The sequence below is a fragment of the Pseudomonas sp. GM48 genome (assembly GCF_000282335.1).
In the GTDB taxonomy this organism is placed as follows: Bacteria; Pseudomonadota; Gammaproteobacteria; order Pseudomonadales; family Pseudomonadaceae; genus Aquipseudomonas.
The window spans coordinates 1-13574 of the sequence record NZ_AKJM01000128.1; the positions used below are offsets into that span (position 1 = coordinate 1).

Genomic DNA, 13574 nt, shown 5'->3' on the forward strand with positions numbered 1-13574 from the left:
GAACGCAGCCTCGCAGGCTCGGCAGCTGCTACAAAGGGTGTCGCGGCTGAAATTGCTTAACTGACAGGCATTAGCCAAAACGAATGAGCCGTTCTTGACCGGGACTTACTTCGCTAATTCAGATTCAAACATCGGAAATTTCTGATGGTAGGTATTTTTTGGCTGTTCCTATACTGGCCTCCACCCCCATTCAGAGATTTAGGCATTACAACTGGTTGCGCACATAGCTACGCAGTTGAAGTGACTGCTGGCGGCTAAAAAAAACATTCCCGGCTGGAGGGTTTCCTGTAAGGCGATAAAGAACAAGAAAGCTGTAAGTCAAATCTGAATGAGCTGTTGGTATTTGCCTCGTTCGGGTTTTGAGTATCTGCATTTTGCTTAGTTGAATAATAAGAACGGCGCTCAAATCAACTCGGTTGGTTTGACGCTAGAACATCTTCTATAGCTATTAATCAGAGCCTGAAAAATGAACTTTTATGAAATCATCGGCTATGACCGTGACGGAACTGTTCGTGATCTGGATACGGCGCTAAACAAGGGAACTCTAACTACCAGGGATGTGACGTTTTCGGCGCTGGGCTTCAATGCGCCTGGCTGGATCGCGGCCTCTTCGATGTCGATTCTTTACTCAATATCCGGCCACCGCGCACCACTGGCCATTTTGATTGCTTACTTCTTTCCGATGTTGGTCATGGCGTTCTGCATGATCTCACTCACTCGCCAGGCACCATCGGCGGGTGGCGTCTTCACATTTACCTCGCGATTTCTGCATACCCGTGTAGGGACCATTCTCGGTTGGGCGTATTCCGTTGCCTGCATGGCAGTGATGGCCATGTGTGCAATCATCGGCACCGAATACATACAGGCGCTGTTCCCGGTATTGGCGGGGCCGCTTAACGCAAAACTGATCGGGACGGGGATGGTTCTGATCTTCCTGGCCATTTCCTGCAACGGCGTCAATGCCACAGCCAAAGTAGCCAGCATATTTCTGATTTTCGAGATCAGCGTTGTCGCCGGGCTCGGGTTGATGGGAATCATCAACCCTCAGGTTCCAGACTTGTCAGTTATTTCCATGTACACGCTGGAAGGGCCCGGTAGTTGGTCCGCGATCGGGCCAGGGGTGCTGTTCGGTGTATGGATGCTCGCCAACTTCGATTCGGCGATCAACTATATCGAGGAATCGCGTATTCCGGTTCGAACTGTACAACGCTCCATGCTACTCGTTCTGACTTCGGCATTTGTCATTTACAGTCTCGCGGCGATTGGCTGGCAGTACGCGGTGCCTGTAGAGAAACTGGCGGCAATTATCGAAGACGGCAACGGTGGGCCAATCGCCGCTGTGGCAAATGTCTACTTGCCCCCTGCCATGGCCTGGATCGCTTTATTCGTCGTGATTACTTCGGCATGTGCCGGATTGCAAATTTCTTCGAGTGCGGCTGCGCGTACGCTCTATCGAATGAGTGAGGAAGGGCATCTGCCAAAAGCGCTTCGCGCAGTCAATAAAACGAGATCGCCATGGCTGGCCAGCGTTATCGTCTCGACCCTCGCTATTTCACTGCTCTGGTGGAAGCCGCTGGACAAGATCTCGTGGTACTACGATGTCGTGACCATCACCCTGGTGATGTCCTACATGGCCGCTATCGCAGCATTTATTGTCATGACTTTTCGCCGTCAACGTTTCGGTATGGCATTGGCACTGTCGATCCCGGCTGCGCTGGCAATCCTTGTGCTGGGATACATCGGTTATACCGCCGGGGCCAATCCGGTTTCGCCCGAGGATCAATACACCGCCTGGTACCTTGGCGCGCTGACCATTCTTTCTGGCGCGATGATTCTGCTTTGGCAGTCGCGAGTTTCCAAACAAGCCGTACTCACTCCAATGCAAGAGTCCTGATTGCGAAGTTAACGCATGCGGTCAATGTGCAGACTGCGTTAACTGGACATTGGCGCGTGCGTGCGATGTTCATTTAAAACCATGGGTGAACTTATGAAGCGTGTTGTCGTAATTACAGGGGCAGGAAGGGGCATTGGGCTGGCAATTGCCAAGCGTTTTGCAGCAAGTGGTGATCATTTGGTACTCAACTACTTCGACGTCAAGGATCAACTGGACGCAGTGATACGTATTGCCCGGGACAACGGTGGCGATGGGATCACTGTTCAAGCGGATGTCAGTCATCCCGAAGCGGCAGCCGGAATCATCCGCGAGGCGGAGAACCACTTTGGGCGGGTCGATATTCTTGTCAACAATGCCGGCAGGCTGGTTTCGGCGACAGTCGCGCAGACGACCTGGGCACAGTGGGAACAGATGATCAGCACCAATCTCGGGGGGACCTGGGCCTGCATGCAGGCCGTGTTGCCGGGCATGCTGGCACGCGGTCAGGGGCGGATTATCAATATCAGTTCCGAGCTGGGGTTGATTGGCTTTCCGACCTACGCCGCGTACTGCGCCTCCAAGGGCGGAGTGATCGCGCTGACAAAAGCGGTTGCGAAGGAAGTTGCCCCACAAGGTGTATTGGTGAATTCGGTGGCACCGGGGCCGATCGAAACGGACATGCTGATCAACGACACCATTGAATACAACGACGAGACGCGCGCGACAATTCCATTGAAGCGCTTCGGAAAGCCGGACGAGATTGCGGCCATGGTCGAAGCCCTGGCCGGGCCCGCGGGAGATTATATGGTTGGACAAGTAGTCAGCCCCAATGGCGGGGCCGCGATCTAGTTGAGTGTCGTGCAATTAAACTTCACTGAGTCATGAATTTCCCAGTCAAATAAGTGGCTCTGATTTTTCTAATAACAAGAAGGGTACAAAATGAGCACTGTGATGATTACCGGTGGTTTGGGCTATGTTGGCAGGTACCTGACTAAAAAGCTCAGCGAGCAGGGCGTTAAGGTGGTTAGTTACAATCGTGACTACTCAGAAGCCAAATCGGAGTTCATGACCCCTGTACAGGGTGAGTTGTACGATATTCCCAGGATCGTCCGGACCATCCAGGACTTTGGAGTTGATCGTATTATTCATACGGCGGCGATGTCACATCCCGACTTGTCCATAGATCTGCCGATTACGACGGTGGCAGCAAACATCGATGGCACCATTCATTTGCTTGAGGCAATGCGTCTGGCGGGCATTAAAAGGCTCATCAATTTTTCTTCTGAGACGGTGTACGGGCATTTCGAGGGTGTGATCAATGAACAAACACCGACTAATCCAACGACACCCTATGGTGTAACCAAAGTTGCTACCGAGCATTTTGGCCGAGTCTACAATGATCTCTATGGTATGGAAGTGACCTCGCTGCGGATTGCGGAAGTGTATGGCCCTGAAAATAAAATGCCGCAGGTACTCAGGGATATACTTAAAACGCTTCATCGGGGTGAGAAATTTGTCTTGCCTACCGGCGGCGACCATCGGTTCCATTATATTCATGTGGAAGATGTTGTGCGTGCTGTACTCATGGCAGCTGAAACCAGAGACTTGAAGGGCGGTGTATTCAATATTGCCGGTGATCGCTCCTGGACGCTGCATGAGGCCGTCGAGTTGATCAGGAAAATAATTCCTGATGCCCGCATTGAAGTCGGCGACGGCTACTGGCATCTCGATCGGCATGGGGAATGGGACCTGAGTGCTGCGCAGCGGGAGTTGGGGTATCGAGCGCAATGGTCGCTGGAAAAAGGACTGATGCATTACTCCGATTGGCTGCGCGATCACGAGTATTGATATCGGGATTGCTCGCTGTTCTTGGTGAATCAATGATATTCAGCAGCCATCGGTGATTAAGCATGATTGAAAACCCTATTGTCTGGCCAAATGGCGCACGCTGTGCCGTCTCCTTTACCTTTGATATGGATGCCGACAGCATTCTGCATGTGGCACACCCCAAGGATTCAGCAACGCGAGTTGCCAGTATTTCAATGCTGCACTACGGACCGAAGGTGGCGATCCCGAGGATCCTGGAAACCTATCGACGTTTCGAGATTAAACAAACGTTCTTCATTCCGGCCTGGTGCATCGAGCAATACCCCAAGGCCATTGAGGCGATCGTCGAACATGGGCATGAGATTGCTCACCATGGCTACATACATGAACATCCAAACGAGCTGACTCGAGAAGAAGAAGCTTATTGGCTCGATCGTGGTTGCGACACCATCAAGCGCTTCACGGGCCAGGCACCGCGAGGCTGGCGGGCTCCCCTCTACAATATGTCAGAGCACTCGGCTGACTTGCTGATCGAGCGAGGCTTCAGCTATGACGCCTCATTGATGGGCGATGATGTTCCTTACCTGTTGCGCACAGGTGCTGGAGAGCTGGTGGAACTGCCCTCCAGCTGGGCGCTGGATGACTGGCCCCAGTACATGCACAGTATCGACCTTGATTTTCAGATGCCGATTCAGTCGCCGCAACGCGCCGTCGAGGTTTTCAAGGCCGAGTTTGATGCAGCGTGGGAATATGGCGGCCTTTTCATACCCGTCTGGCATCCTTTCCTTTCCGGTCGTTTGTCACGATGGCATGAAGTTTCGAAATTGATCGAATACATGATGGAAAAAGGCGATGTCTGGTTTGCACCTATGGATGAGATCGCGGCGCATGTTCAGCGTAGTGTCCGCACTGGCGTCTATAAACCGCGAATTGACAGCCTGCCTTACTATCAGGGACCGGTTAAGGCAAATAAATAACCGTCCTGACGGTGAATACATCGTGCGCATCGGGTGTTTGCCGTAGAGGTTGGGGAGGCGACCATCGATGGATGGTCGCCACTCTGCTTGAATGATGCTTTTTTACTTCATTGGGCGTGGAGAGCGCGGATCAGTTTTTTCCGGCTTTCGGTGTGACAAGGTCTGTCGGGTCTGTTTGAATCGCTTGAGCGATCCAGGTACTACTATCAACTTCAGATCAGGTGCAACACCTGGGATCCTGGGGCCCGCCGATGTGGCTGGCCAAAAATTAGCTACATTTCCACGAGGCCAATGTAGATAGCATTTGCCAAATGCTGCTTAGCAATGGGGGTGGAAGCTCAAATGAGCCGTAAACACGATGTGTTGGCACTATGGCTGATTGTTCCGCTATCGGGCTGTTCCAATGCTCCCTCGATACCCGTTTTGGGTGCCTATTTCCCCGACTGGCTGTTCTGCATCCTCGCTGGAATGCTGCTGGCCTTTCTACTCCAGATATTGCTTGCACGGTCAGGCCACGCAGCCTGGCTGCAGCCGTCAGTTCTGACTTATCCTGTTTTGACCGCGTTGCTGGCGATGAGCACTTGGCTGCTGCTTTTCCAGAATTGACCGGGGACTTGCATCATGAGCGATATCGCTGTGAACAAACTGCCTCGGCGCTTGATCGTTCTCGCATTGCTCGCCTTGACGCTGGTGATGCTGTTGTGGGTGGTCTGGCGGTTGGATACCACCCCGCGTACCGATGACGCCTACGTTTATGCCGACACCATAAACGTCACTCCCGAGGTGAGCGGCAGCATCGAAGAACTGCCCGTGCGCGAGAACCAACAGGTGAAACAGGGAGACGTACTCCTGCGCATCGACGCACGGGTGTATCAGGATGTGCTGGACCAGGCTCAAGCCTCGCTGCAAGCGCTGAACAAGGAAATCATTCTGAGCCAGCGTCAGGTTGATGCCCAACAGTTCAACTCCGAAGCGGTGAAAGCCAGTGTCGAACGCACCAAGGCCGCCGCCGCACAGAGCGCCGACACATTGCGGCGCATGGAACCCTTGCTGAAACCTGGCTATGTCTCCGAGGAACAGGTGGACCAGGCCCGCACCGCCGCCAAGAGCACTCGTGCCGAATTGAACGCGGCGCTGCTACAGGTCAAACAAGCGGCCGCTGCGGTCAGCGGGGTCGATGCACTGGTGAGCAAGCGTGCGGTGATTCAGGCAGAGATAGCCCGTGCCGAGCTGGACCTGGAACACAGTGTGGTACGCGCACCCTTTGACGGGCTCATCGTCGGCCTGACCACTTCCAACGGTCAATTTGCCGCTGCGGGTCATCCCCTCTTCAGCCTGATCGACACACGTCGCTGGTATGTGGTGGCAAACTTCCGCGAAACCGAGCTGGACAAGATCCACAATGGCAGCCGCGCCACCCTTTACCTGATGGGCGACAGCCGCCAGTCGTTCAGTGGCACTGTCGATTCCATTGGTTTCGGCGTGTTCCCCGATGACGGCGGCGCCCAGGCTGCAGGGCTCCCGAAGGTTGCGCGGACCATCAACTGGGTGCGGGTGGCACAACGTTTTCCGGTACGCATCCGAGTCGATAAACCCGATCCGAACCTGTTCCGCATCGGCGCATCGGCCGTGGCGCTGATCCATGCCGGTCAGGATGGGGATTCGCCGCAATGAGCACTGCGCCAACGTGGGAGCGACGCTTCTGGCGCTTCCTTGACGTGCAGCTTTCGCCCTTTCCGGGGCGGGGCAACGCACTGTTGCGCAACGTGCTGGCCTGCGCTCTGGTGATCATCCTCTCCATGAGCCTGGAGGTGCCGCTGCTGGCGCTGTCGCTGATCATCGTGTTTTTCGTCAGTCAGAGTAACCTGATGCTCACGCGTATGGTCGGCATCCTGTTCATGGTCAGTGCAACCATTGCCGTCGGTATTGCCATCCTCTTGCTCAAGTTCACCTATGGCTACCCGTTGCTGCGCATCCTCTGTGCGAGCGTGGTGTTCCTCATCAGCATGTTCGCCATGCGCGCAACGCGCCTCGGCCCACTGTTCTTCGTGGTGGCCATCGTCACCATTTATGTGCAGAGCCTGGTGGATCTCAATACCCAACCTGAGCTGCTACTGCGTGCCTGCCTGTGGGTGTGGATGGCGGTGGTCTACCCGATCCTGGTGACCTTGCTGGTTAACACCTTGTTGTTGCCGAAGGAGCCTCAGCGACAATTGCGCGAGACGATGCGCAGGCAACTGGCGCAGGTCGAAATACGCCTGGCCGCGTTAGGGGAGGGGCATCCGGATACGACGCGGATCGGCGCGGTAGAAGTCCAGCAGGGGTTGCTCAGCCTGCACAAACTATTGAAGTACGCCAGCATGCGCGGCTCAGTGAAAGGCTCCCGCGAGATCGACCAACTGGCGTTGATCACCTGCGTTTCTCGTTTGTATGCGGCGGCTGCCGCGCTGGTGTCCAAAGGCAATGACACCGAGGCCCTTGCTGCGTTGCGTCAGGATTGCGCGGCCCTGGCCGCAGCCATCGATAACGACACCTTGTTGCAGCCACGAGTACTGCACAGTGGAGCCTTGCAACGCTTGTTGGTCCCCCCTGCGCTGGAAGAAATGCGCGATGCCTTGCGCGCCTTGGCCGTTACCGACCATGCCACGCCATCCAGTGCTCCGACAACCAAGGAGCCCTTGCTGGTACGCGATGCTTTCAGCAACCCCAATTACCTGCTCTTCGCCTTCAAGACCTGGCTGGCTACGCTGATTTGCTACGTGTTCTACACCGGCGTGGACTGGCCGGGTATCCACACGGTGATGCTGACTTGCGTCATCGTTGCCTTGCCCAGCCTCGGCGCCTCGACCCAGAAGGGCCTGCTGCGGATCGGAGGCTGCCTGGTGGGCAGCGCACTGACGCTGTTGTGTATCGTCTTCGTTGTCCCGCACATCGAGACGCTGGTCGGCCTGCTAGCCATGAGCCTGCCGGTGATCGCCCTCGGTGCATGGGTGGCCGCAGGCTCCGAACGCATCAGCTACGCCGGTCTGCAGATCATGTTTTGTTTCGCTCTGGCCTTGCTCGAACAGTTTGGCCCGAGCATCGACCTTACGGAAATCCGCGACCGGCTGGTGGGTATCCTGTTGGGAGTGTTGGTCAGCACCCTGGTACACGGCGTGCTTTGGCCGGAAAGCGAAGGCGACGGCCTGCGCCGGCGTCTGGCCGAAGTCCTGCACGGGATTGCCGCGCTATTACGTTCGCCGGCGCTGGAACCTGGAGAAACGTCCGACCGCCTGCACGGACAGAGCCTGCGCAGCTGGAGCCAACTCGCCGAGTGCGAGGCCATGCTGGCGCGGGTGGCCCTGGAGCCCGGCTGGCATCAGGGGGAGCATGAGGAGCTGACACTGTTCACCCAGACGCTACTGGCCAAATCGCGGGAAATCCTTCTGCTGACCGGACAGTTGCAGCGCAATCGGATAGCGCTCGATGCGCAGCTCCGCGCTCCAACGCAGCGCTGGCTGGACGAGCGGCAACAGCAAATGGGCGACTGGCTGGAGCGCTATGCCGTACACCTGCAAACCCGGGGCACAGAGTTGGAGGTCTTGCCGGCACTCGGCATTATGATGACTGGGGGTGATGCGAACGCCGAAGCCCTGGCGCATGACCTGCGAACGCTGCACCACCTGCTGGACTTGCTGCCGGAATGGCAACACGTTGAGCAAGGTGCCCTCCCGGAGCCGAGCCCATGAGTAGACAACGGCATTGTGCATGGCTGCTCGGCCTGTATCTGTTACTGGGCGGCTGTGCATTGATCCAGGAAGAGGGCAGCCTGGCACCGCAACGGGATCCGGCTGAACTTCGTCTGGCTGATGACCTGCACCTGGCCCGCGACGGTTGGCCCGAGGCGCGTTGGTGGATGCGATACGAAGATCCCCAACTGAACCAACTGATTGAAATGGCCTTCACCCAGGCTCCCGGCATCGCGATTGCCCGCAGTCATATCGACCAGGCTCGTGCCCAGGCCGACACCGTGAAATCCTTGACTGGCGTGCAAGTCCAGTTGATCGCGCTGGTCAATCGCCAGCACGTTTCCGCCAATGGTTTTTTGGGGCCGTTCGCCCAGAACGAACCCGCCCTCGGGCTCACCGGCCCTTGGTACACCGAGGGCGTGTTGGGCCTCGGTGGTGTCTACCAAGTGGATCTCTGGGGGCGTCAACGAGCCCAGGTAGACGCTGCCTTGGGCGTACGTAATGCGCGTCAGGCCGAAGAGGCATGGGTCGAACTGGAGGTATCCAGCAATGTGGCCATGCTGTATTTCCAGATCCAGACGGCACAGCAGCTACTCGACGACTTGCAGCACATGTCGGCCATCACTGCCGAAGTGGTGACCGCGCACCAGGCGCGTATCGAACGTGGCCTGGAGTCGCAGCCACTGAAACAGCAGGCGATGAGCAACCAGGCGCTGATCGATCGCCAGGTTGTTTCCTTGCGCAGCCAGGTATGGCAACTGCGCGAGGCCATGCGAGCGCTACTCGGTGTGGGAGCCGACGTCACCTTGCCGCTGGCACCGCGCGCGTTACCGGAGCATGTTTATGGGGTACCCGATAGCCTGGGTTACGAACTGTTGGCAAGGCGACCGGACCTGCAAGCCTTGCGATGGCTGGTGCAAGCTTCCTATTCGAACATAGACGCGGCCAAGGCGGCCTTCTATCCAAGTTTCGATATCAAAGCCTTTTTCGGCGCCGACGCCCTGCACATGGGTGATTTGTGGGCCCATGGCAGCCGGCAGATCAACCTGATACCGGGGCTGACCCTGCCTGTTTTCGACGGAGGTCGCCTCAATGCCGAACTGGCCAATGCCCGCAGCTTGAGCAATGGCTTGGTGTATCAGTACAACCAGGCCGTACTGGATGCCGTGCGCGATGTCGCCGTGGCCGGTAGCAAGCAGCAGTCATTGGAAACTCAAGAGCAATTGCAACAAACACGCATCGGCAATATGCGTTTCAATCGTGACAGCGCCACGGCGCACTACAAGCGCGGTCTGCTCGACAGGGTTACCGCGCTTGAGTCGAATCTGCCGCTGTTGGCCGAGCACAGCGGCCTTGCCTTGTTGCAGGGGCAGCGGCTGGAAAGCGAAGTTGCCCTGATCAAGGCGTTGGGTGGTGGCTATCACTCCAGCAAAACAATTGCATTGCAGGAAGATTGAGCCTCGCTTGAAGCCCTGGATCGAATCACCCCTTAACCTGGAGATTTCAAGGGCTTTCGTATTGAACCTGAAGCGCGTGGCCAATGAGTTTTTTTATCATGTAAAGGGGCGCAATATGGACTGCCTGGCGTTCGAATGACATGTCGCAGTCGGCTGGCGTGTAGTCATCTCGGGCACCATGGGTAAGGACTTTCCCGGGTGCGATGAGCGCACTTGCTGTCGACTGCAGGGACCGGAGGAGGCGTTTTGAAACCATTCCCGCTCAGACCAGGCGCCTCAACTCTGAACATGTTCCTGCAAGGGGGCTTGCCACGCCGTGACGCTGTGCCGCAAACGTTAACGGAACAAGCGGTCATTCCAGGCATTCCCAATGCTCGCTACTGGCTGGACAACGACCTGACGCTGTTCATTCAGGATGCAATTGAGGGCAACAAACGCGAGAGCGAGGCTCTCGAAAGGGCTGGGAAACCGAACAACATCCTGCCGCTGGCAAGTATGCTGGCCGTTTCGGGAGGCGGTGACGCCGGCACATTCGCAGCGGGACTCATTACGGGGTGGACCAAGCATGGGACTCGCCCCATGTTCAAGGTAGTCACGGGCATTAGCGCGGGCGCCCTGGTCGCCCCGTTCGCCTACCTGGGATCCGAGTACGACGAAGTCATTCGGTATATCGCCAACGCCATCGGTCCAAAAGACGTTTTTCGTTCGCGAAACGTGCTAACCCGTCTTGCCAGCGATGGTATAGCGGACAGCAAGCCACTGGCGCGGCTCATTACAAAGTACGTCACTGCGGAGATTCTTGCGGCGATTGCGGCGGAATACGCCAAAGGACGAATCCTGCTGATCGGCACAACCGACCTTGATTCAGGGCGGCCAGTCACCTGGAACATGGGCACTATTGCCTCTAGCAAAGCACCGGGAGCGCTCGACCTTTTCCGCAACATCATGATCGCGTCGATGAGTATTCCCGGCGCAGTCTCACCCGTCATGATTGATGTAGACGTTGACGGCAAACAGTTTCAGGAAATGCACGTGGACGGAGGGGTAATCACTCAGGTGTTCCTTTATCCACCTGGCACCAAGATGGCGCTGAACAGGGCCACTGGAGCACCTTTGCGACTCGAACGTCATTTCTATGTCATTCGTAATGGGACACTGGAGCCACAGTGGTCCGGGACGAAACGCCGTACATTGAGCATCGGTGGTCGAGCCATCAGTGCATTGATTCAAACTCAGGGGATCAGCGACCTGGAGCGAATTTACCGTATGGCGCTGCAGGACGGAGCGGATTTCAATCTTGCGTACATTGGCTCCGACTTCTACTTTCCGCACAATCAGAAATTCGATGGCGAGTACATGAGGCGTTTATTCGATTACGCTTTTCAACTCAGCGCGAAGGGCTATCCGTGGCATAAATCGCCGCCGAACGAGAGTACGCGAGAGAGACCTGGTCCTCTTGTACCCCTATGAGCAGTGCACCAAAGGCCTGGGAACGGCGCAAGTCGAGGAGTTGACTGCACGAATGCCCGGAGTCGCCAGCATCCAACCAGGGAACAGGGTTCGCGATGGAGGATGGTATCCGGTTGGTGAAATGACAAGGTCAAGGGTTTGCGAGCGAGCGCTGATGCAAACCCTTGTGTGTTTCTGCTCCATTACTTCTGTCTAGACCGTGGTTGCCTGATGCTTTCAGGACGCCGGGTCTGCCTTGCGGCGATCGTTGCCGGTTGGGTTACCGGTGTCGATCAGTCTTCTTTCCAGCAATACGTTTTCCAAGGCCTGGCGGTCTGACGGATTCAGTTGATGCTCTCTCTCCTTGAGCTCCAACAGGATCGGGCTGGACCACTGGCGGTAGGTTTGTTCGGTACTACGATTGGATGACATGGGTTCCTCCTTGATCAGGCTCCTGCCAATTAAGGCGCGCAGTTCGACACGCAAAAACCCTAGTCGACGAAGTCTGTTCTCGCCAATGCTTTACGTCGGACTTCCATTTTCCCAGACATCCGTAGCGGCCGTGCGCTTCACGTAGTCGCTGAAGTCCCGCGCCGGCCGACCCAGTGCCCGCTGTACGCCATCGGCCACGGGCGTGTTGCGGCCGTCGAGCACAGTCGTGAAGAGGTACATCACCAGATCGATCAGTTGCGGTGGAAGTTGTTCCTGTTCCATTGCCTGGCGATAGGCGTCCGCTGGCAGGGCCACGAAATTGATCGTGCGACGGGTGGAACGGGCAATCTCGGTCACGGCTTCGGCAAACGTCAGCGCCCGGGGGCCGGTCAATTCATAGAGCCGGTCAGTGTGTCCGGGTTGGGTCAGTGCTGCGACGGCACACTCGGCGATGTCTTCTGCATCGACAAAAGGCTCGGCGACCTGGCCGACGGGAAGTGCGAGTTCGCCTTGCAGGATGGGCTCAAGAAAGTGCGCCTCGCTGAAGTTCTGGCAGAACCAACTGGCCCGCAGAATCGTCCAGTCAATCCCGCTGTTCTGTACGACGTGTTCGGCCTGTTCCGCTTCTACTTCGCCGCGCCCGGATAACAATACTAATTTGCGGATTCCGCTTTTCACCGCAAGGTCGGTGAAAGCCTGGACGGTTTCAAGGGCGCCCGGAACGGCAAGATCGGGTTGAAAGGAAATGTAGACGGAATGAACGCCATCTATCACGGCGTTCCAGGTTGAGCGATCTTCCCAGTCGAAGGGGGGATTGGCGTCGCGGGAGCCCCGGCGCACGGGAAGCCCGGCCGCTTCGAGGCGTTGTGTGATTCGCCGTCCGGTTTTGCCGGTGGCGCCGAGGACCAGCACGATTGGTTGATCGGTTTTCATCGCGTTCATCTCCATCGGTTAATGTGAGTGATGCTCACGTTTAAAAGATGATAGATGCTCATGTTTTGCCGTCAACCCATCAAACCGATTTCCCCGACGTGCGGGCATCTGTTATTGGGCGTGGGGAGTGGCGATGCTAAGGTGAGTACATGTCACGTTATTGATCGGGAAATTCCCTCGTGCGCAAAAAGAACTCTGAAACCCTCGAACAGCCTGCTGCAGAACCGGTTCGACGCAATCCCACGCAGCAACGTAGTCGCGAGCGTCAGGAGCGGATTCTGGCGATGGCCACCCAATTGATTGCTGACAAGGGCAGCGATCAACTCAAGATGAGTGAAATCGCCGAGCGCTCCGGGATCTCGATCGGTTCCCTTTATCAGTATTTCCCCGACAAGAGTTCCGTCATCAGGATGCTGGCTGAGCGCTACAACGCTGAGAGCCGTCGTTGCATTACCGAGGCAATGGAGGCCGTGGAGGATGCCCAGGGCTTGCATGTCGCCTATTCGCAGTTGCTCGATCAGTATTACGAGATCGTGATGGCGACACCGGTGATGCGTGACATCTGGTCCGGCATGCAAGCCGATAAGCAGTTATTGCAGTTGGAATTGGAGGAAAGCCGGGTTGCCGGGGCGCTGCTGGCCCGGGCCATGCTTCGCGTATTTCCGCAAAGCGATGAGCAACAGGTTCAGGAATCCGCGTTTTTGATTTGGCACCTGGGCGAGGCGACCATGCGGTTGGCTGTTACTTGCAGGCCAGAGGAAGGGCGCGCACTGGTCGAGGCGTTCAAGCGCCTGTCCCTGCGCGAAGTCATGGAGCCCCGGTGCTAGTGCCAGTTAGTTAAGCCATTTCAGCCGCGACACCCTTTGTAGCAGCTGCCGAGCCCGCGAGGCTGCGTTCG

12 protein-coding genes are annotated in these 13574 nt (G+C 56.7%); 10 read left to right on the plus strand and 2 right to left on the minus strand.

The window, feature by feature from the left end; all coding sequences use genetic code 11:
* Positions 1-466 precede the first annotated feature (466 nt).
* From PMI28_RS05090 to PMI28_RS05050, 9 genes are all read left to right on the plus strand, one after another.
* Positions 467-1894 (plus strand): APC family permease, encoded by a 1428-nt coding sequence (locus PMI28_RS05090; RefSeq protein ID WP_007990811.1) that lies wholly within the window; start codon positions 467-469, stop codon positions 1892-1894.
* Between the two features lie 93 nt (positions 1895-1987).
* Positions 1988-2722, plus strand: a complete 735-nt coding sequence (locus PMI28_RS05085; RefSeq protein ID WP_007990813.1) for an SDR family NAD(P)-dependent oxidoreductase — start codon at positions 1988-1990, stop codon at positions 2720-2722.
* Positions 2723-2812: 90 nt separating this feature from the next.
* Positions 2813-3721: an NAD-dependent epimerase/dehydratase family protein gene (locus PMI28_RS05080; RefSeq protein ID WP_007990816.1), complete on the plus strand. Its 909-nt coding sequence runs from the start codon at positions 2813-2815 to the stop codon at positions 3719-3721.
* A gap of 62 nt (positions 3722-3783) precedes the next feature.
* Positions 3784-4677 carry a polysaccharide deacetylase family protein gene (locus PMI28_RS05075; protein WP_007990818.1) on the plus strand — a complete coding sequence of 298 codons (894 nt, stop codon included), beginning with the start codon at positions 3784-3786 and terminating at the stop codon, positions 4675-4677.
* 342 nt (positions 4678-5019) lie between these two features.
* Positions 5020-5283: a YtcA family lipoprotein gene (locus tag PMI28_RS05070; protein WP_007990820.1), complete on the plus strand. Its 264-nt coding sequence runs from the start codon at positions 5020-5022 to the stop codon at positions 5281-5283.
* A gap of 15 nt (positions 5284-5298) precedes the next feature.
* On the plus strand, positions 5299-6351 hold the full coding sequence (gene mdtN, locus PMI28_RS05065) for a multidrug transporter subunit MdtN (protein WP_007990822.1): 1053 nt from the start codon (positions 5299-5301) through the stop codon (positions 6349-6351).
* Positions 6348-8405, plus strand: coding sequence for an FUSC family protein (locus tag PMI28_RS05060; RefSeq protein WP_007990824.1), 2058 nt, complete (start codon positions 6348-6350; stop codon positions 8403-8405). The genes mdtN and PMI28_RS05060 overlap by 4 nt, the downstream gene beginning before the upstream one ends.
* On the plus strand, positions 8402-9862 hold the full coding sequence (locus PMI28_RS05055) for an efflux transporter outer membrane subunit (RefSeq protein ID WP_007990826.1): 1461 nt from the start codon (positions 8402-8404) through the stop codon (positions 9860-9862). The genes PMI28_RS05060 and PMI28_RS05055 overlap by 4 nt, the downstream gene beginning before the upstream one ends.
* Positions 9863-10108: 246 nt before the next feature.
* Positions 10109-11332 (plus strand): patatin-like phospholipase family protein, encoded by a 1224-nt coding sequence (locus PMI28_RS05050; protein WP_007990827.1) that lies wholly within the window; start codon positions 10109-10111, stop codon positions 11330-11332.
* A gap of 216 nt (positions 11333-11548) precedes the next feature.
* Here PMI28_RS05050 and PMI28_RS05045 read toward each other — a convergent pair whose 3' ends face one another.
* Both PMI28_RS05045 and PMI28_RS05040 read right to left on the minus strand, forming a co-directional pair.
* Positions 11549-11743: a hypothetical protein gene (locus PMI28_RS05045; protein WP_007990829.1), complete on the minus strand. Its 195-nt coding sequence runs from the start codon at positions 11741-11743 to the stop codon at positions 11549-11551.
* Positions 11744-11833: 90 nt separating this feature from the next.
* Positions 11834-12676, minus strand: a complete 843-nt coding sequence (locus tag PMI28_RS05040) for an NAD(P)H-binding protein (RefSeq protein ID WP_007990830.1) — start codon at positions 12674-12676, stop codon at positions 11834-11836.
* A 179-nt stretch (positions 12677-12855) separates the two neighbouring features.
* On the opposite strand from PMI28_RS05040, the gene PMI28_RS05035 reads away from it, so the two are divergent.
* Positions 12856-13503 (plus strand): TetR/AcrR family transcriptional regulator, encoded by a 648-nt coding sequence (locus PMI28_RS05035; protein ID WP_007990831.1) that lies wholly within the window; start codon positions 12856-12858, stop codon positions 13501-13503.
* Positions 13504-13574 lie beyond the last annotated feature (71 nt).